This is a genomic window from Burkholderia sp. RF2-non_BP3, from assembly GCF_001522185.1.
In the GTDB taxonomy this organism is placed as follows: Bacteria; Pseudomonadota; Gammaproteobacteria; order Burkholderiales; family Burkholderiaceae; genus Burkholderia; species Burkholderia diffusa.
The window spans coordinates 232,350-251,188 of sequence record NZ_LOSU01000028.1; the positions used below are offsets into that span (position 1 = coordinate 232,350).

14 protein-coding genes are annotated in these 18,839 nt (G+C 67.5%); 11 read left to right on the forward strand and 3 right to left on the reverse strand.

The annotated features are described in order from the left end of the window. The first annotated feature begins 23 nt into the window (after positions 1 to 23). From WS45_RS11550 to WS45_RS11560, 3 genes are all read left to right on the forward strand, one after another. Positions 24 to 2,156: a TonB-dependent copper receptor gene (locus tag WS45_RS11550; RefSeq protein ID WP_059699905.1), complete on the forward strand. Its 2,133-nt coding sequence runs from the start codon at positions 24 to 26 to the stop codon at positions 2,154 to 2,156. A 236-nt stretch (positions 2,157 to 2,392) separates the two neighbouring features. Next, positions 2,393 to 3,487, forward strand: coding sequence for a triacylglycerol lipase (locus tag WS45_RS11555; RefSeq protein WP_059524686.1), 1,095 nt, complete (start codon positions 2,393 to 2,395; stop codon positions 3,485 to 3,487). Positions 3,488 to 3,490: 3 nt separating this feature from the next. Further along, entirely contained in the window at positions 3,491 to 4,525 is a 1,035-nt protein-coding gene (locus tag WS45_RS11560) for a lipase secretion chaperone (RefSeq protein ID WP_059699906.1), read from the forward strand. A gap of 9 nt (positions 4,526 to 4,534) precedes the next feature. Here the strand turns inward: WS45_RS11560 and pdxR are convergent, their stop codons facing one another. Further along, entirely contained in the window at positions 4,535 to 6,058 is a 1,524-nt protein-coding gene (pdxR, locus tag WS45_RS11565) for a MocR-like pyridoxine biosynthesis transcription factor PdxR (protein WP_059524690.1), read from the reverse strand. Between the two features lie 107 nt (positions 6,059 to 6,165). Here pdxR and WS45_RS11570 point away from each other — a divergent pair, with 107 nt between their 5' ends. The 5 genes from WS45_RS11570 to WS45_RS11590 all read left to right on the forward strand — a co-directional run bounded on the left by WS45_RS11570 (position 6,166) and on the right by WS45_RS11590 (position 12,284). After that, positions 6,166 to 7,257 carry an ABC transporter ATP-binding protein gene (locus WS45_RS11570; protein WP_059524691.1) on the forward strand — a complete coding sequence of 364 codons (1,092 nt, stop codon included), beginning with the start codon at positions 6,166 to 6,168 and terminating at the stop codon, positions 7,255 to 7,257. 78 nt (positions 7,258 to 7,335) lie between these two features. Next, positions 7,336 to 8,382, forward strand: a complete 1,047-nt coding sequence (locus WS45_RS11575) for an ABC transporter substrate-binding protein (RefSeq protein ID WP_059689660.1) — start codon at positions 7,336 to 7,338, stop codon at positions 8,380 to 8,382. A gap of 102 nt (positions 8,383 to 8,484) precedes the next feature. Next, complete coding sequence (locus WS45_RS11580; protein ID WP_059525635.1) at positions 8,485 to 9,741, forward strand: ABC transporter permease; 1,257 nt, start codon at positions 8,485 to 8,487, stop codon at positions 9,739 to 9,741. Positions 9,742 to 9,778: 37 nt separating this feature from the next. Further along, a complete protein-coding gene (locus WS45_RS11585; RefSeq protein ID WP_059525632.1) occupies positions 9,779 to 10,615 on the forward strand; it encodes an ABC transporter permease in 837 nt (278 codons plus the stop codon). 241 nt (positions 10,616 to 10,856) lie between these two features. Further along, positions 10,857 to 12,284, forward strand: coding sequence for an MFS transporter (locus tag WS45_RS11590; RefSeq protein WP_063888579.1), 1,428 nt, complete (start codon positions 10,857 to 10,859; stop codon positions 12,282 to 12,284). 82 nt (positions 12,285 to 12,366) lie between these two features. Here WS45_RS11590 and WS45_RS11595 read toward each other — a convergent pair whose 3' ends face one another. After that, positions 12,367 to 14,106, reverse strand: a complete 1,740-nt coding sequence (locus WS45_RS11595) for a S53 family peptidase (RefSeq protein ID WP_059689662.1) — start codon at positions 14,104 to 14,106, stop codon at positions 12,367 to 12,369. Positions 14,107 to 14,806: 700 nt separating this feature from the next. Here WS45_RS11595 and WS45_RS11600 point away from each other — a divergent pair. From WS45_RS11600 to WS45_RS11610, 3 genes are read left to right on the forward strand one after another with little or no spacing between them, the layout of a single operon-like run. Then, entirely contained in the window at positions 14,807 to 15,130 is a 324-nt protein-coding gene (locus WS45_RS11600) for an ArsR/SmtB family transcription factor (protein WP_059524698.1), read from the forward strand. Then, positions 15,127 to 15,558, forward strand: coding sequence for an SRPBCC family protein (locus tag WS45_RS11605; protein WP_059699908.1), 432 nt, complete (start codon positions 15,127 to 15,129; stop codon positions 15,556 to 15,558). Before WS45_RS11600 ends, WS45_RS11605 begins: the two co-directional genes overlap by 4 nt. Next, on the forward strand, positions 15,555 to 15,983 hold the full coding sequence (locus WS45_RS11610) for a DUF1801 domain-containing protein (protein WP_059689666.1): 429 nt from the start codon (positions 15,555 to 15,557) through the stop codon (positions 15,981 to 15,983). The genes WS45_RS11605 and WS45_RS11610 overlap by 4 nt, the downstream gene beginning before the upstream one ends. 119 nt (positions 15,984 to 16,102) lie before the next feature. Here the strand turns inward: WS45_RS11610 and acnA are convergent, their stop codons facing one another. After that, positions 16,103 to 18,820 (reverse strand): aconitate hydratase AcnA, encoded by a 2,718-nt coding sequence (gene acnA, locus WS45_RS11615; RefSeq protein ID WP_059699911.1) that lies wholly within the window; start codon positions 18,818 to 18,820, stop codon positions 16,103 to 16,105. Positions 18,821 to 18,839: the final 19 nt, after the last annotated feature.

The window sequence follows — 18,839 nt, forward strand, 5'->3', positions numbered from 1 at the left end:
GGGCGTCACTCGGGCTTTCGATCATGACCATTCTTTCCTTGCGCGCGCCGAGGGCGGCGCGCCATTCCCGTGCGCGGCGCGTGCCGCGCATGTTGAAACTCACCGTTCCCGCGCTGGCCGTCGGCGCGATGACCGCCGCCGCGGCCGCGACCGAATCCGCGCAGGCCGCCGGTGCGCCGACGGACGACGCGGCCGTGCTGCTGCCGCCCGTCGAAGTCGTTGCATCACCGTTGACGACGCCGCTCGTCGTCGTCACGGATCCGAAGACGCCGCGCCAGCCGCTGCCGGCGAGTGACGGTGCGGACTACCTGAAGACGATTCCCGGCTTCACGTCGATCCGCAGCGGCGGGACCAACGGCGACCCCGTGCTGCGCGGGATGTTCGGGTCGCGGCTGAACATCCTCGCGAACGGGATGCCGACGCTCGGCGCGTGCCCGAACCGGATGGATGCGCCGACCTCGTATATCGCGCCGGAAAGCTATGACAAGGTCACCGTCGTGAAGGGCCCGCAGACGGTGCTGTACGGCCCCGGCGCATCGGCCGGCACCGTGCTGTTCGAACGCGTGACGCCGCGCTTCGAGCGCCCCGGCATGCGCTTCGACGGCAGCGTGGTCGGCGGATCGTTCGGCCGCAACGATCAGAACGTCGACGTGACGGCCGGCACGCCGGACGTCTACGGCCGCGTGACCGCGAACCATGCGCATGCGCAGGACTACGAGGACGGCAACGGCAACACCGTGCCATCGCAATGGGACAAGTGGAATGCTGACGCGGCGCTGGGCTGGACGCCCGACGATCACACGCGCGTCGAACTGACGGCGGGCACCGGTGACGGTTATGCGCGCTACGCGGGGCGCGGGATGGACGGCGCGCATTTCCGTCGCGAGACGTTCGGCCTGTCGTTCGACAAGCGGCATCTCGGCGACGTGCTCGACCGGATCGAAGCGCGCGTGTACTACAACGAAGCCGACCACGTGATGGACAACTACACGCTGCGGCAACCCGATCCGACCAGCAGCATGCCGATGCGAATGGCATCCGAGGTGCGGCGCCGCACGCTTGGTGCGCGGGCGGCCGCGACGTTCCGATTCGGCGACGACTTCAAGCTCGTGACCGGCGTCGATGCGCAGTCGAACCGGCTCGATTCGCGCTCGGCGATGGGGCGACAGAACTACGGCGACCAGCCGTGGGATGCGCAGGCGACGATGTGGAATGCCGGCGCGTTCGGCGAGCTGACGTGGTATGCGAGTGATGCGTCGCGCGTGATCGGCGGCGCGCGGGTCGACTACGCGAGCGCGCGCGACAAGCGTGCGACGACGCGCGGGATGATGTCGAGCAGGCCGAACCCGACCTTCGACGACGATCGCGCGCGCGTGCTGCCGAGCGGCTTCGTGCGGTACGAGCGCGATCTCGCCGCGCTGCCGGTCACATGGTACGCGGGGATCGGTCACGCGGAACGCTATCCGGACTACTGGGAGCTGTTCTCCGCGAAGCGCGGGCCGGCCGGTTCGATCAACGCGTTCTCGGCGGTGCAGCCGGAGAAGACCACGCAGCTCGACATCGGTGCGCAGTACAAGAGCGACCGGTTCGATGCGTGGGTGTCGGCCTACGCAGGATATGTGCAGGACTACATCCTGTTCAACTACGCGACCGGGATGATGGGGCCGACCACGCAGGCGACCAACGTCAACGCGCAGATCATGGGCGGCGAAGCCGGCGTGTCGTGGCGGCCGGTCGCACCGCTGCGCGTCGAGACGTCGCTCGCGTATGCGTGGGGGCGCAACGCGACGAGCGGCGATCCGCTGCCGCAGATGCCGCCGATCGAGGCGCGCTTCGGGCTCGAATACACGCGTGGCGCATGGTCGGCCGGCGGCCTGTGGCGGGTCGTTGCGCCGCAGCATCGCTATGCCGTGAACGAAGGCAACGTGGTCGGCAAGGACTTCGGTCCGAGCGCTGGATTCGGCGTGCTGTCGTTGCATGCGCAGTACAACGTCAGCAAGAAGGTGCAGATCTCGGTCGGCATCGACAACGTGCTGAACAAGGCCTACACCGAGCATTTGAACCTCGCCGGCAATGCGGGCTTCGGCTATCCGGCGAACGCGCCGGTGATGGAGCCGGGGCGCATGGCATGGGTGCGTGTGAGCGCGAAGCTGTAACGCGCGGCGCGCGTGTGCGATGCAGCATGCGCATGCGTGACCGCAGCCCCGCCCGAATGGGCGGGGCGCGTCAACCGATTAGAGAACCGTATCTAGTCAGGGCGCAAACGTTCGCGACTCGTGATTCACTCCTGTACTCGACGCACACGTTGCCCGCGACCGTCCCGTTCGCGGCCTGCCGTGCGCGTCGATCCGATCTCATTCGCACCGGCAGCACAATAATCAGGAGAACATACATGGCCAGATCGATGCGTTCCAGGGTGGTGGCAGGGGCAGTGGCTTGCGCGATGAGCGTCGCGCCGTTCGCGGGGACGACCGCGCTGATGACGCTCGCAACGACGCACGCGGCGATGGCGGCAACCGCGCCGGCGGACGACTACGCGGCGACGCGTTATCCGATCATCCTCGTGCACGGGCTCACCGGCACCGACAAGTACGCGGGCGTGCTCGAGTACTGGTACGGCATCCAGGAGGACCTGCAGCAGCATGGCGCGACCGTCTACGTCGCGAACCTGTCGGGGTTCCAGAGCGACGACGGGCCGAACGGGCGCGGCGAACAACTGCTCGCTTACGTAAAGACGGTGCTCGCGGCGACCGGTGCGACCAAGGTGAACCTGGTCGGTCACAGCCAGGGCGGCCTCACGTCGCGCTACGTCGCGGCCGTCGCACCCGATCTCGTCGCGTCGGTGACGACGATCGGCACGCCGCATCGCGGCTCGGAGTTCGCCGACTTCGTGCAGGGCGTGCTCGCCTACGATCCGACCGGATTGTCGTCGTCGGTGATCGCGGCGTTCGCCAATGTGTTCGGTATCCTGACGAGCAGCAGCAACAACGCCAACCAGGACGCGCTCGCCTCACTGAAGACGCTGACGACTTCCCAGGCCGCCACGTACAACCAGAATTACCCGAGCGCGGGCCTCGGCGCGCCGGGAAGCTGCCAGACGGGTGCGCCGACGGAAACCGTCGGTGGCAATACGCACCTGCTGTATTCGTGGGCCGGCACGGCGATCCAGCCGACCGTCTCCGCGTTCGGCGTGACGGGCGCGACGGACACCAGCACGATTCCGTTGATCGACCCGGCGAACGCGCTGGACCTGTCGACGCTTGCGTTGTTCGGCACGGGCACGGTGATGATCAATCGCGCCTCGGGCCAGAACGACGGGCTCGTGTCGAAGTGCAGTGCGCTTTACGGGAAGGTGCTGAGCACGAGCTACAAGTGGAACCATCTCGACGAGATCAACCAGTTGCTCGGCGTGCGCGGCGCGAATGCGGAAGATCCGGTCGCGGTGATCCGCACGCATGCGAACCGGCTGAAGCTCGCGGGCGCATGATCGATGACGGCACGTGAAGGACGCGCGCCGCTGGCGCGGCGCGTAGCGGTCTATGGCGCGGTGGGGGTGGCGGCGATAGCCGGCGTCGCGATCTGGAGCGGCACGGCGTCGCATCGCGGCGCCGACGCGACGCGTGCGGCGGCCGATGCGGCAGTGCTCGGCGGTACGCGTGTCGCACCGCCGCAGGCCGCATTACCCGCGAGCGCGGGCCTGCCGCCGCCGCTCGCCGGTTCCAGTGCGCCGAGGCTGCCGCTCGATGCCGGCGGCCATCTCGCGAAGTCGCGCGCGGTGCGCGATTTCTTCGACTACTGCCTGACCGCGCGCAGCGACCTGAACGCGGCCGCGCTCGACGCACTCGTCGTGCGCGAGATCGCCGCACAGCTCGACGGCACGGTCGCGCAACCCGAGGCCCTCGACGTCTGGCATCGATATCGCGCGTATCTCGACGCGCTGGCGAAGCTGCCGGAGGCGGGCGCGGTCGACAAGTCCGACCTCGGTGCGCTGCAGCTCGCGCTCGATCGGCGCGCGTCGATCGCGTCGCGCGCGCTCGGCGACTGGAGCCAGCCGTTCTTCGGCTCGGAGCAGTGGCGGCAGCGCTACGACCTCGCGCGGCTGAAGATTGCGCAGGACCGCACGCTGACGGATGCACAGAAGGCGGAGCGGCTCGCAGCGCTCGCGCAGCAGATGCCCGCCGACGAACGCGCGGCACGGCAGAAGGCCGACCGGCAGCAGGCCGCGATCGACCAGATCGCGCAGTTGCAGAAGAGCGGGGCGACGCCGGACGCAATGCGCGCGCAATTGACGCAGACACTTGGCCCGGAAGCTGCCGCGCGCGTCGCGCAGATGCAGGAGGACGACGCATCGTGGCAGAGCCGCTACGCCGACTATGCGGCGCAGCGTGCGCAGATCGGCGCGGCAGGATTGTCGCCGCAGGATCGCGACGCGCAGATCGCCGCGCTGCGGCAGCGCATGTTCACGAAGCCCGGCGAAGCGATGCGCGCGGCGTCGCTCGACCGCGGCGCGGCTGCCGCGCAGTGACGCACACGGTCATGCCGCGCGCGTGAAGTGCCGCGGCAGATGCTGTTCGATGGTTGCCGCGAGCGTGTCGAACGCGGGGCCGATGCCTTCGTGCGCGACGCACGCATAGCCGAGCAGCAGCCCGCGCCGCGCGGTGTCGAGGTTGCTGTAGTAGCTGGTCAGCGGACGCACGATCACACCCGCGTCGAATGCGCTTTGCGTGACCGCGCGATCGTCGCACGTGTCGGGCAGGCCGAGCACCAGATGCAGGCCGGCCTCGTCGCCCATCACGGGCAGCGCGTCGCCGAAGCGCGCATGGATCGCATCGATCAGCAATTGCCGGCGCTCGCCGTACAGCGTGCGCATTCGCCTGACGTGTGAAGTCAGGTGCCCGTCCATGATGAATTCGGCGAGCACGGCCTGCTGCATCAGCTGGCCCTCGCGATACAGTTCCGACAACCCGGTGCGGAACGTGTCGACAAGATGCTCCGGCACGACCATGTAGCCCATCCGCAGGCCCGGGAACAGCATCTTGCCGAGGCTGCCGACGTAGATCACGCGGCCGCCGTCGTCGAGGCCCTGCAGCGACGCGAGCGGGCGGCTGCCGTAGCGGAATTCGCTGTCGTAGTCGTCCTCGATGATCCAGCAGCGGTGCTGGCGCGCGTACTCGAGCAGCATCCGACGCCGTGCGAGACTCATCACCATACCGAGCGGATACTGGTGCGACGGCGTGACGAGCACGAGCCGCGGCGGATGCTGCATGTCGCTCGCGCTCGGATCGATGCCTTCCTGGTCGACCGGTACCGGCGTGAGCGCGAGGCCGGTCGCCTGCAGCACGCTGCGCACGCCCCAGTAGCACGGCTCCTCGACCCACGCGCGATCGCCGATGTCGGACAGCAACCGCACCGCGAGGTCGATCGACTGGTGAATGCCGGTCGTGATGATCACCTGGTCCGGCGAGCATTTGACCGAGCGCGCGACGCGCAGGTAGTCGGCGAGCGCACGGCGCAGCGGCCGGTAGCCGCCACCCGGCGAATAGGTCAGCAATTCGGGATTCGCTTCTTTCCACAGGCGTGCCTGCAGGCGGCTCCATGTGCGGCTCGGGAATTCCGACACATCCGGCACGCCCGGCATGAACGCGCCCCACTGGCGCCGCGACACGCCCGCATGCTCGATCAGTTGCCGCCCGCGCATCGACAGGTCGCCTTGTGCGTCCTGCTGCGCCGCCGCACCGGCGTCGGACGGCGGCGGCGCGGCGCCCGGCACGCGGATCGCGGCCGCGTCCGGGCGCGTGTCGGCCACATAGGTGCCGCTCCCGGTCGTCGTCAGCACGTAGCCTTCGGCCGTCAACTGGTCGTACACGTGCAGCACGGTATTGCGCGCGATCGACAGATCTGCCGCGAGGGTGCGCGAACTGGGCAGCTTCGTCCCTGGCCCTAATTCCCCGGTCAGAATGGCTTGCTGCATCAGTTGCAGCAACTGCCGATACATCGGCTCGGACGAACTGCGGTCGAGACGGGCGGAGAGCCAGTCGGCCAGGATCACGGTATCCAAAGTGGTCCTACTAGGAATATTGAAATGGTTCCCTATTGTAGAACCGTACGCACCGTATAGTGGGTTCATCTCAAAAACGTTTGTCGCGCAGCAAGGGGACAGCCACGATGAAGTCCGATGATGTGATCGTCAGCTTTCGCGGCGTGCGGAAGACCTATGACGGCGAGACGCTGGTCGTCAAATCGCTCGACCTCGACATCCACCGAGGGGAATTCCTGACGCTGCTCGGGCCGTCCGGCTCGGGCAAGACCACCTGCCTGATGATGCTGGCGGGCTTCGAGTTTCCGACGGGCGGCGAGATCCGCCTCGACGGCGAACTGCTGAACACCGTGCCGCCGCACAAGCGCAACATCGGCATGGTGTTCCAGAACTACGCGCTGTTTCCGCACCTGACGGTCGAGCAGAACGTCGCGTATCCGCTGTCGGTGCGCAAGCTGCCGCCGGCCGAGCGCGCGGAGCGCGTCGCGCATGCGCTGAAGATGGTGCAGATGGAGCGTTTCGCGAAACGCTATCCGGCGCAGTTGTCGGGCGGCCAGCAGCAGCGCATCGCGCTCGCGCGGGCGCTCGTGTTCGAGCCCAAGCTCGTGCTGATGGACGAGCCGCTCGGCGCGCTCGACAAGCAGTTGCGCGAACACATGCAGTACGAACTGAAGGCGCTGCACGAGAAGCTCGGCGTGACCTTCGTCTACGTGACGCACGACCAGGGCGAGGCGTTGACGATGTCCGATCGCGTCGCGGTGTTCGACAAGGGCATCGTGCAGCAGCTCGATACCGTCGACCGCCTGTACGAATCGCCGTGCAACGAATTCGTCGCGAACTTCATCGGCGACAGCAACCGGCTGCGCGGCACCATCGCGCGCGTCGACGGCGAATTCTGCGAATTCCGCCTCGACGACGGCACGCAGCTCGTCGGTCGCCGCATCGGCGACGCGGCCGAAGGCGCGCCGGCCGTCGCATGCATCCGGCCCGAACGCATGAGCCTCGCGAACGGTCACGCGAACGGCACCGCCAACCGCGTGACCGGCGAGGCGCGCAGTCTCATCTATTTCGGCGATCACGTGCGCATGCGCTGCGCGCTGCCGGGCCAGGACGAATGCTTCGTGAAGGTGCCGCTCGGCACGGGCGCGCTCGACGCGTTCTCGCCCGGCGCGCCGGTATCGCTCGCATTCGCGCCCGAGCATCTGCGCGTATTCGCCTGACGCAGGGTTTTCCCGCTTTATCGCAGCACGTCGTCAACTACAACTGCCCACTTCCACCACGAGAGGAGAGGAACCATCATGAACGGAGCAAGCACTACCGCGCGTCGCACCGCGCTCGCACTGGCGCTCGCCGTCGTCGGCGCATCGGCCACGGCGGCCGAACTCACGGTCGTCAACTTCGGCGGCGCGAACGGCGACGCACAGAAGGCCGCATTCAACCAGCCGTTCGAGAAGGCGACCGGCAACAAGGTCACGGCCGTCGAGTACAACGGCGAGCAGGCGAAAGTGAAGGCGATGGTCGAGGCGAAGCACGTCAACTGGGACGTGGTCGAAGTCGAATCGGGCGACCTGAACCGCGGCTGCGACGAAGGGCTGTACGAAAAGCTCGACTGGTCGAAGATCGCGAAGAAGTCCGACCTGATTCCCGAATCGCCGCAGGTGTGCGGCGTCGGCTTCTTCGTGTGGTCGACCGCGCTGTCGTACAACGCGGACAAGCTGAAGACCGCGCCGACCGGCTGGGCCGATTTCTGGAACGTGAAGAAATTCCCCGGCAAGCGCGGCATGCGCAAGGGCGCGCGCTACAACCTCGAGTTCGCGCTGATGGCCGACGGCGTCGCGACGAAGGACGTGTACAAGGTGCTCGGCACGAAGGCCGGCCAGGACCGCGCGTTCAAGAAGCTCGACGAGCTGAAGCCGTACATCCAGTGGTGGGAAGCGGGCGCGCAGCCGCCGCAGTTCCTGGTGGCCGGCGACGTCGTGATGTCGACCGCGTACAACGGCCGTATCGATGCCGCGCAGAAGGAAGGCAAGAACCTGAAGGTCGTGTGGAACGGCAGCATCTACGACCTCGACTACTGGGCGATTCCGAAGGGCTCGCCGAACAAGGCGCTGGCCGAGCAGTACATCGCGTACACGCTGACGCCGAAGCCGCAGCAAGGGTATGCGCAGCACATCGCGTACGGCCCGACGAACATCGCGGCGATCAAGTCGCTCGACGCGAAGACGCTCGCGAACCTGCCGAACTCGCCGGCCAACGGCAAGAACGCGGTGCTGGAGGACATCGGCTTCTGGACCGACCACAGCGACGAGCTCGAGCAGCGCTTCGCCGCGTGGGCGACGAAGTAACCGCTACTCAGGTGTCCTGATGCAACCTGCCGCGCGGCGCATCGACTGCGTCGCGCGGCATTCCGCCGGATCGAGCCCGGCCGGAGAGAACCGTTGAACACGATGACGATCGCTCCTTCCTCGCCGTCGACGGCCGCGCTCAAGCGCGAGCTGAAGGCCGCCGAGGCCCGCAAGCGCACGATGGCGCTGCTGCTGATCGCGCCGCTCGCGATCTTCCTGCTGCTCATCTTCGTCGTGCCGATCGGCACGCTGCTCACGCGCGCGGTGCAGAACCCCGAGATCGCGACCGCGCTGCCGAACACGATCGCCGCGCTGTCGGGCTGGGACCGCAAGGCGCCACCGGCCGACGCCGCGTATGCCGCGCTCGCGGCCGACATGACGAAGGTCGCCGACAGCGAGGCGATGGGCGCACTCGCGCGGCGCCTGAACACCGAGATTCCCGGCTACCGCTCGCTCGTCGCGAAGACGGCGCGCGCGATGCCGCTGAAAGGCGACAACGACGCGGCGCTGACGCCCGCGCAAACGCGCGCGAAACTGATCGATCTCGATTCGCGCTGGGGCGACGTTGCGTACTGGCAGTCGATCGCGAAGAACGGCAGCCAGATGTCGCCGTTCTACCTGCTCGCCGCGCTCGACCACAAGCAGGACGGCTTCGGCCGGATCGTGCAGGCCGATCCCGATCAGTCGATCTATCTCGCGATCTTCGGCCGCACGTTCGTGATCGGCGTCGCCGTTACGCTGTTCGCGCTGCTGCTCGGCTACCCGCTCGCGTACTGGATCTCGACGCTGTCGGAGCGCCGCGCGAACCTCGTGATGATCCTCGTGCTGATTCCGTTCTGGACCTCGGTGCTGGTGCGCGTCGCCGCGTGGATCGTGCTGCTGCAGAGCGAAGGGCTCATCAATACGGCGCTGATCGGCAGCGGGCTGATCTCGCATCCGCTGACGCTGCTGTTCAACCGCGTCGGCGTGTACATCTCGATGACGCACATCCTGCTGCCGTTCATGATCCTGCCGCTCTACAGCGTGATGAAGTCGATCCCGCCGACCTACCAGCGCGCGGCCGTGTCGCTCGGCAGCCATCCGTTCGCCGCGTTCTGGCGTGTGTACGTGCCGCAGACCTATCCGGGCGTCGGCGCCGGCGCGCTGCTCGTGTTCATCCTGGCGATCGGCTACTACATCACGCCCGCGCTGCTCGGCGGGCCGAACGACCAGATGGTCAGCTACTACGTCGCGTACTTCACGAACGTGACGATCAACTGGGGCATGGCGTGCGCGCTCGGCGGGCTGCTGCTCGCGGCGACGCTGGTGCTGTATGCGGTATATGGGCGCTTCACGCGCACCAACGTGAGCCTCGGCTGAGCGCCGCGCACAACGAAACGGGAAGGGGATGCCGACCATGAAACTCGCCAGGCCGCTGTTCGCGCCGCACATGTCGTTCGTCGAGCGCGCGTGGTACGTCGCGCTGCGCGTGCTCGTCGTGCTGACGCTGCTGTACCTGATCCTGCCGGTGCTCGCCATCGTGCCGCTGTCGTTTTCGTCGAGCACGTTCCTCGTCTATCCGATCCCGGGCTTCTCGATGCGCTGGTACGAGAACCTGATCGCGTCGGACGAGTGGCGGATGGCCGCGAAGAACAGCTTCATCGTCGCGCCGTCGGCGACCGTCGTCGCGACCGTGCTCGGCACGCTCGCCGCGATCGGCCTCACGAAGGCGGACTTCCGCGGCAAGGGGCTCCTGATGGCCGTGCTGCTGTCGCCGATGATCGTGCCCGTAGTCGTGGTCGGCGTCGGCATGTATCTGTTCTTCGCGCCGCTCGGGCTCGCGAATACCTACACGGGGCTGATCGCCGCGCACGCGGCGCTCGGCGTGCCGTTCGTCGTGACGACGGTGGCCGCGACGCTGCAGGGCTTCAACCAGAATCTGGTGCGCGCGAGCCTGTCGCTCGGCGCGAATCCCGTCACGACGTTCTTCCGCGTGACGCTGCCGGTGATCGCGCCGGGCGTGATGTCGGGTGCGTTGTTCGCGTTCGCGACGTCGTTCGACGAAGTCGTCGTCACGCTGTTCCTCGCGGGCGCGGATCAGACGACGCTGCCGCGCCAGATGTTCACCGGCATTCGCGAGAACATCAGCCCGACGATCGCCGCGCTCGCGACGATCCTGATCATCTTCTCGACGAGCCTGCTGCTCGCGCTCGAATGGCTGCGCGGACGCAACGCGCGACGCGCGGTGTCGTGACGGCCGGAAGCGCAGCGTCCGGCGCGCCGTCGATCGTTGCGTTTTCAACGATGCCGCGCACTCGACGCGGCGCATCGAAGCTTTCGTTTCGCTGACTGACGACGCGGTCGCCTGCACGTTCGATGCGGCTCTGCAACAATACGGCTCGCGGTGCCGTGCGTTCCGTTCGTGCAGCAGGGACGCCCGGTGCCGCGCCGCTCAATCCGCGACGCCGCGCGTCGCTCGTCAGCCGAGCCTCATCTTGTCCGAATTCGCATCCCCTGCCGGCGCCCGGGAGCCGGCCGTCAACTGGCGCGCGATGTCCGCCGTGCTGCTCGCCGTCGCGCTCGCGACGCTCGACACGGCAATCGCGAACACCGCGCTGCCCGCGATCGCCACCGACCTGCACGCGTCGCCGGCCGCGTCGGTGTGGATCATCAACGCCTACCAGCTCGCGATGGTCGCGACGCTGCTGCCGTTCGCGTCGCTCGGCGACATCGTCGGTCACAAGCGCGTGTATGTCGCGGGCCTCGCGGTGTTCACGCTCGCGTCGCTCGGCTGCTCGCTCGCGGCGACGCTGCCGCAGCTGACGGCGGCGCGGATCGTGCAGGGCTTCGGCGCGAGCGCGATCATGAGCGTGAACGTCGCGCTGATCCGCAACCTGTTTCCCGCGCACCGGCTCGGGCGCGGCGTCGGCTTCAACGCACTGGTCGTCGGCGTGTCGTTCGCCGTGGGGCCGACGATCGCGTCGCTGATCCTGTCGGTGGCCGCCTGGCCGTGGCTATTCGCGGTGAACGTGCCGCTCGGCGTGCTCGCGCTTGCCGTGGCGATTCCGTCGCTGCCGCAGACGGCGCGCGGCAAGCATGCGTTCGATCCGCTCGCCGCGCTGTTCAACGTGATCACGTTCGCATCGCTGATCTTCGCGCTCGGCGAATTCGCGCAGCGCGGGCCGCTGTCCGTCGTGTTCGCGGCTGCCGCGGTCGCGCTCGCGTTCGGGGCGCTGTTGATCCGCCGCCAGGCCGGGCACCCGGCGCCGATGTTGCCGGTCGACCTGTTCCGCCGGCCGGTGTTCACGCTGTCCGCGCTGACGGCCGTGTGCGCGTTCGCCGCGCAGGGGCTCGCGTTCGTGTCGCTGCCGTTCTACTTCGAAACCGTCCTGCATCGCGACGCGGTGGAGACGGGCTTCCTGATGACGCCATGGTCGGCGATCGTCGCGCTCGCCGCGCCGATCGCGGGCCGGCTTTCGGATCGCTATCCGCCCGGATTGCTCGGGGCGATCGGGCTCGCGCTGCTGAGCGCGGGGATGGTGTCGCTTGCCGCGCTGCCGGCGGCGCCGAACGTCGTCGACATCGGCTGGCGGATGATGCTATGCGGCGCGGGCTTCGGTTTCTTCCAGTCGCCGAACCTGAAGGCGTTGATGTCGAGCGCGCCGCCCGAGCGCAGCGGCGGCGCGAGCGGCATCATCGCGACCGCGCGGCTGATCGGGCAGGCGACCGGCGCGGCGCTCGTCGCGCTGTCGTTCGGGATCGCCGGGCGTCATGGGCCGACGCTCGCGCTGATGCTCGGTGCGGGCTTTGCCGGCGCCGCGAGCGTCGCGAGCGGGCTGCGGCTCTTCGCACCGTCGCATCGGGCCGGTGCGCCGGTCGCATCGGTCGCGGCGACGCCGGCGAAGGAGCCGGCGACGGAGTAGCGTTCCGTACGCGCCCGCTGCCCGCGAGTTTCCCGGCCGGCGCGCGGCGAACGACCGCCGCGCGCCGGCCTTCGCATCACGCTCAGAAGCCGCCCGTCTGGATCAGCTTGTTGAGGTTCGCGATGTTCAGGCTGCCGAAGCCGGTCGTCAGATCCCAGCCGGTGCCTGCCTGGTAGCCGTACCCCTGATAGCCGTTGTTGCCCGACACGACGTCATAGCGCACGAGCGACGGGTTCGACGGAACGTCCGCATAGAACTTGCCGGCCGGGAAGCCGAGACCTGTGCCGTTCGCCGCGAGCAGACGCGCCCAGAAACCGGTGAAGATCGGCGCGGCGAGGCTCGTGCCGCCGATCTGCTGCAGCTGGCCGTAGTTGTAGATGTACGCGCCCGTGCTTTGCGCGGCGTCGAACGATACATCGGGCAACTGACGATTGCTGCCCGACTGCCACGCCGGCGCCGGCAGGACCGTGCTGACGCCGCCGCCCGTGGCCCACAGCTTGCCGTTCCCGTCGAGGCCTTCGTTCCACACCGTTTCGTTCGAGAATGCACCCGCCGACGTGGTGTACAACGTCGTGCCGCCGATCGCGAGCACGTGCGGCGACGCGGCCGGCCACGACACCGTGTAGTTCGCGCCGTCCGGATAGCCGCGGTTGTTGCACTCGTAGACGCCTTCGTCGCCCGACGATACCGAGAACGTCTGGCCCTGCGCGGCAGCCGTCGTGAAGATCTGTTCCTCGGCGTCGATCGTGCCGTCCGCGTTCGCGTCGGTTTCGCACCAGCCGAGCGACACGTTGATCACCTTCGCGGTGTTGTCCGACACCGCGCGGTTGAATGCCTGCGTGAGCCCCGTGTTGCCGGCGGCGTTCAGGTCCGCCATGTAGAACACCAGCTTGCCGACCTGGCCGCCGGCCGAGCCGACGATCGACTGGCTGTCGAGATCCCATTCGCCCTGGCCGTCCTGGTCGTCGCTGTAGCTGCCGCTCGTGCCGGTGCCGTTGGTCTTGACGGTCTGGGTCGTGACCGTGCCGTAACCGTTGCTCGACGTGAACTGCTTCAGGTCCTGCAGCGTCTGCGACACGCCGCCGATCGTGATGATGCCGACGGTCACGCCGGCCGCGGTCGGCACGCCGGTCGCGTTGTAGAGGCCGGGGAATTCCTTCGGATAGTGGCCGGTGGCCGTGCCGGCCGCGAGTGCCTGCGGCTTCGCGACGTTGCCGATGCGCAGCATCGGCCGTGCGCGCGCGACGTTCTGCAGCCCGAGCACCGAGCCGACGACGTCGCCGAGCGCGCGCGGCACCTGCGCGGTCGACGCGTTCGCGAAGCCCGAGCGGCCCGCGTACTGGAAATGCACGAGCGACGTGTTGAACGCGGTCTTCACCGTGCCGGCCGTGCCGCGCGCGGACACCAGCAGCCGGTTCGGCGCAACTTCGATGTTCACGAAGCCGCTCTTGCGCAGATAGTCGACGACCGACTTCACCTGCGCGTCGGTCGGTGCGTAGCTGGCGAGGAACTGCTCGTGCGTCAGGTACTGGCGGTAATGCGCGTTGCCGGGCCGGTTCACGTCGTGCGCGAGCTGCTTGAGCTGCGCGGCGTTGCGCAGCTTCAGGCTGACGACGACGTCGGTCGTCTCGCCGGCCGCGAGTTCGAGCGACGGCGCCGCGCTGCGCGCCATCAGTTGCGGGCCGGTCAGAAAGGCCTTCGTGTGGGTGTCGACCCAGTCCGTCGTCGCATGCGCCGCGCCGGCGGCGAGCACGAGCGGCCACGCGCACGCGAGGCGGCGGGGCGACGGAAGGGGGAGGGCAAACCAGGCGTTCCTTTTCATCGGGAGTCCTTTTTAGGAGAGACGACGTTGCTGGAGCCCCCGGCCCTTGTGGGGCCGCGAGCGGTGACGAGCGTAGGGCGTCGGTGCCGTTCAGGTAGCTGCCAGTTTCCATAGCTGTCAGTTCTGACATCGGCGGGTTCGCGCGCATGCGCGGCGGCGTCGACGCCCGCGGCATCGGTGCCGCCGAAGGGAACCGGTTCGCGACGCGATCGCGCTGCGGTCGACGACGTTTGCACGCACGACTCGTTCGTTGCGGTATCGGAATGCGCGCGATTGCGGAGCGAACCGCCGCGAAAGCGCATTGCGTGTGATGGGGCGTCGGCGCGTCGCGCGTTGCACTATGTGGTCAAGCGTCGCCATGACGCCAACGCGACGCCGCCGCGATGCGCGGATGCACAGAAACGGGGCCGGTCGATCGCGAGCGTTTCCCGAACTGTGGAACAGCGCGATGCCGAGTCTTGCAGCGTGCTTTCGGTTCGCGGGTCGGGCGAGTGGATTAGAGGAAATGCTCGAATGCGAACGATGGCGCCGATTCGGCGCGCGCCGGATGTCCGTCGCCAGCGGTTCCGTTGCCGCTCGGCCCGCGCCGGCGAACGAGCACACTGCGGGAACGAACGACGTCACGCGCGAAATTCCTCCTTGACGCGTATCGTTCGCCGGCTATGCTTCAATCCATAACCATCGGGTTATTGATTCGGACATGCACGACGCTCACGACCTGCTTTTCAGAACACTGGCCGATCCGACGCGCCGCGCGCTCTTCGAGCGGCTGTGCGAGGAGGGCGAGTTGACGGTCGCCGCGCTCACGGCCCATGCAGGCGTGTCGCAGCCGGCGGTATCGAAGCATCTGGGCGTACTGAAGCAGGCCGGGCTCGTGAGCGATCGTCACGAAGGCCGGCAGACGCACTACAGCGCGCAGCCGCAGGCGCTGACGCCGTTGATCGACTGGACCAGCCAGATGGCCGGCTTCTGGCAGAACCGGTTCGACGCTCTCGAAGATCTGCTCAAAAGGATGGATCAATGAACCAGGCCACTACCGAAACGCGTACCGTCGTCGTCGAACGGGAACTGTCGCATCCGCCGGAGAAGATCTGGCGTGCGCTCACGCAACCGCACCTGATCGAGGCGTGGCTGATGCAGAGCGACTTCGAGCCCGTCGCGGGCCGTGCGTTCAGCTTCCGCGCGGACTGGGGTTCGGTCGACTGCACGGTGCTGACGATCGAGCCGCAGCGCGTGCTGTCCTATACATGGGCCGCGTATGGCCTGGAAAGTGTCGTCACGTGGACGCTCACGCCGACGCCGGGCGGCACGCTGCTGCGCATGGAGCAGGCCGGCTTCCGCGCGGATCAGGAACAGGCGTATCGCGGGGCGCAGCACGGGTGGGTGCGATTCTTCGAGTCGCTCGAACAGGTGCTGGCGCGACCCGATGGAGAACCGGAGGCCGGGGCATGAGCGCGCCGGACCTGGAGCCGTCGGCACGCATCGACGCGCTGATCGCGGGAATCGCCGACTGGCGAGGCAAGACCTTCGCCGAACTGCGCGAGACGATCCGTGCCGCCGAAGACGGCATCGTCGAGGAATGGAAATGGATGGGCAGCCCGGTGTGGTCGTGCGACGGGATGATCGCGGTCGCGAACGCGCACAAGGGCAAGGTGAAGCTCACGTTCATGCACGGCGCGCACCTGCCCGATCCCGACGGGCTGTTCAATGCCGGCCTCGACGGCAATGCGCGGCGCGCGATCGATTTCCTCGAAGGCGACACGCTCGACAAGCGCGCGCTGAAGCGCCTCGTTCGCGCGGCGATCGACTACAACCGCGCGCACCTGAAGAAGAACGTGCGGGCGGGGGCCAAGGCACGCGGCGACAAGGCCGCATGACGTACCGCCGACATCGCGCTCCCGCCGCGCGCGCATAAAAAAAGCCCGACACGAGGTCGGGCATCCAAATCGGCCGCAACCGCCGCGAGGCGGCTGCGGCACCTGCAAAAGCAGGACGCTTACGCTGCGAGCAGCGAGCGCAGCACGAACGGCAGGATACCGCCGTGCTTGTAGTAGTCGACTTCGATCGGCGTATCGATGCGCAGCAGCACCGGCACGCGGGTCGTTTCGCCGTTCTTGCGGTGGATCACGAGCGTGACGTCCTGCTGCGGCTTGAAGTCGTCGCCGAGGCCTTCGATGTCGTACGTCTCTTCACCGGTGATGCCGAGCGACTGGACGCTGTCCGCGCCCTTGAACTGCAGCGGCAGCACGCCCATGCCGACCAGGTTCGAGCGGTGGATCCGCTCGAAGCTGCGTGCGATCACGGCCTTCACGCCGAGCAGTTGCGTGCCCTTCGCGGCCCAGTCGCGCGACGAGCCCGTGCCGTACTCTTCGCCTGCGAACACGACGGTCGGCGTGTCGGCCGCGACGTACTGCATGGCCGCGTCGTAGATCGACTGCTGTTCGCCGCTCGGCTGGTGGATCGTCAGGCCGCCTTCGACACGCGTGCCGTCCGCCTTCGCCGGGATCATCAGGTTCTTGATCCGCACGTTCGCGAACGTGCCACGCATCATCACGTCGTGGTTGCCGCGGCGCGAGCCGTAGCTGTTGAAGTCGGCCTTCTGCACGCCGTTCTCCTTCAGCCACTTGCCTGCCGGCGAGTCTTCCTTGATCGAGCCTGCCGGGCTGATGTGATCGGTCGTGACCGAGTCACCGAAGATGCCCAGTGCGCGTGCGCCCTTGACCGTCGGGATCGACGCGGCCGGCTCCATCGAGAAGTCGTTGCCGAAGAACGGCGGCTCGGCGATGTAGGTCGACTTCGGCCAGTCGTAGACCTGGCCCGTTTCGCCCTCGATCTTGCTCCAGAGGTCGCCCTTCTTGGTCAGCTTCGAGTAGTTGTCCTCGAACTTCTTCGGGTCGAGCGCGAACTTGAGCAGCGCGTGGATTTCATCGCTGGTCGGCCAGATGTCGCCGAGGTAGATGTCGTAGCCGTCCTTGCCCTTGCCGACCGGCTCGGTCATCAGGTCGCGCGTGATGTTGCCGGCGATCGCGTAGGCGACGACCAGCGGCGGCGACGCGAGGAAGTTCGCGCGGATGTTCGGGTGGATGCGCGCTTCGAAGTTGCGGTTGCCCGACAGCACCGCAGCCGCGACGATGTCGTTCTTCGTGATCGCTTCGTTCAGTTCCGGCGTCAGGTCGCCCGCGTTGCCGATACAGGTCGTGCAGCCGTAGGCGGCGACTTCGAAGCCGAGCTTCGCGAGGTAGGGCAGCAGGCCCGTCTTCGTCAGGTATTCGGTGACGATGCGCGATCCCGGCGCGAGCGACGTCTTGATGTGCGGCGCGACGGTCAGGCCGGCTTCGACGGCCTTCTTCGCGAGCAGGCCGGCGGCCAGCAGCACGCTCGGGTTCGACGTGTTCGTGCACGACGTGATCGCGGCGATCAGCACGTCGCCGTTCTTCACGTCGACGCCGTTGCTCGTCGTGTATTGCGCGTTCAGGTCGTCCGCCTTCTTCGCGAAGCCGTTTTCCGCGACCGGCTTCGAGAACAGGTCGGTGAACGTCGACTTGACGTTGCCGATCTCGATGCGGTCCTGCGGGCGCTTCGGGCCGGCCAGCGACGGGGCGACCGTTGCCAGGTCGAGCGTCACCGTCTTCGTGTAGTCGATGTCGCCGGCCTTCGGAATGCCGAACAGCTTCTGGGCCTTGAAGTAGTTTTCGAACGCGGCGATTTCCGCCTTCGTGCGGCCCGTGCCTTCGAAGTAGTCGATCGTCTTTTCGTCGACCGGGAAAAAGCCCATCGTCGCACCGTATTCCGGCGCCATGTTGCCGATCGTCGCGCGGTCCGGCAGCGACAGCGACTTCGTGCCTTCGCCGAAGAACTCGACGAACTTGCCGACGACCTTCTCCTTGCGCAGCATTTCGGTGATCGTCAGCACCAGGTCGGTGGCCGTCACGCCTTCGCGCAGCTTGCCCTTCAGCTCGACGCCGACGACGTCCGGCGTCAGGAAGTACACCGGCTGGCCGAGCATGCCGGCTTCCGCCTCGATGCCGCCCACGCCCCAGCCGACCACGCCGATGCCGTTGATCATCGTCGTGTGGCTGTCCGTGCCGACGAGCGTGTCCGGGTAGTACACGGTGTCGCCGCCGTCCGCCTTCTTGTGGACGCCGCGCGCGAGATACTCGAGGTTCACCTGGTGGACGATGCCGACGCCCGGCGGCACGACCTTGAACGTGTCGAACGCCTGCATGCCCCACTTCATGAACTGGTAGCGCTCGTTGTTGCGCTGGAATTCCAGCTTCATGTTCAGGTCGAGCGCGTCCTTCTGGCGGAAGTAGTCGATCTGGACCGAGTGGTCGACGACGAGATCGACCGGGACCAGCGGCTCGATCTTCTTCGGGTTCTTGCCCGAACGCTCTGCCACACCGCGCATGGCCGCGATGTCGGCGAGCAGCGGCACGCCCGTGAAGTCCTGCAGCACGACGCGCGACACCACGAACGGAATCTCGTCGACGCGCTTGGCGGTCGGCTTCCAGTTCGCGAGCTGCTCGATGTGTTCTTCGGTGATCTTCTTGCCGTCGTAGTTGCGCAGCACGGACTCGAGCACGATACGGATCGACACCGGGAGGCGTTCGATCTTCGTCTTCAGTTCCTTGCCGAGCTGCGGCAGCGAGTAGAACTTGCCTTTGCCGGAACCGCTGTCGAATTCCTTGAGGGTCTTGTGGAGATTGTGGGCCATGGTGATTTTCCTGGGTTTA

Bases quoted from the DNA above. Each gene is read 5' to 3' on its own strand.
- WS45_RS11605 (WP_059699908.1), top strand. From the start codon at position 15,127: ATGAACCAGGCCACTACCGAAACGCGTACCGTCGTCGTCGAACGGGAA.
- WS45_RS11610 (WP_059689666.1), top strand. From the start codon at position 15,555: ATGAGCGCGCCGGACCTGGAGCCGTCGGCACGCATCGACGCGCTGATC.
- WS45_RS11585 (WP_059525632.1), top strand. From the start codon at position 9,779: ATGAAACTCGCCAGGCCGCTGTTCGCGCCGCACATGTCGTTCGTCGAG.
- WS45_RS11575 (WP_059689660.1), top strand. From the start codon at position 7,336: ATGAACGGAGCAAGCACTACCGCGCGTCGCACCGCGCTCGCACTGGCG.
- WS45_RS11550 (WP_059699905.1), top strand. From the start codon at position 24: ATGACCATTCTTTCCTTGCGCGCGCCGAGGGCGGCGCGCCATTCCCGT.
- WS45_RS11570 (WP_059524691.1), top strand. From the start codon at position 6,166: ATGAAGTCCGATGATGTGATCGTCAGCTTTCGCGGCGTGCGGAAGACC.
- WS45_RS11595 (WP_059689662.1), bottom strand. From the start codon at position 14,106: ATGAAAAGGAACGCCTGGTTTGCCCTCCCCCTTCCGTCGCCCCGCCGC.
- WS45_RS11600 (WP_059524698.1), top strand. From the start codon at position 14,807: ATGCACGACGCTCACGACCTGCTTTTCAGAACACTGGCCGATCCGACG.
- acnA (WP_059699911.1), bottom strand. From the start codon at position 18,820: ATGGCCCACAATCTCCACAAGACCCTCAAGGAATTCGACAGCGGTTCC.
- WS45_RS11560 (WP_059699906.1), top strand. From the start codon at position 3,491: ATGACGGCACGTGAAGGACGCGCGCCGCTGGCGCGGCGCGTAGCGGTC.
- WS45_RS11555 (WP_059524686.1), top strand. From the start codon at position 2,393: ATGGCCAGATCGATGCGTTCCAGGGTGGTGGCAGGGGCAGTGGCTTGC.
- WS45_RS11580 (WP_059525635.1), top strand. From the start codon at position 8,485: ATGACGATCGCTCCTTCCTCGCCGTCGACGGCCGCGCTCAAGCGCGAG.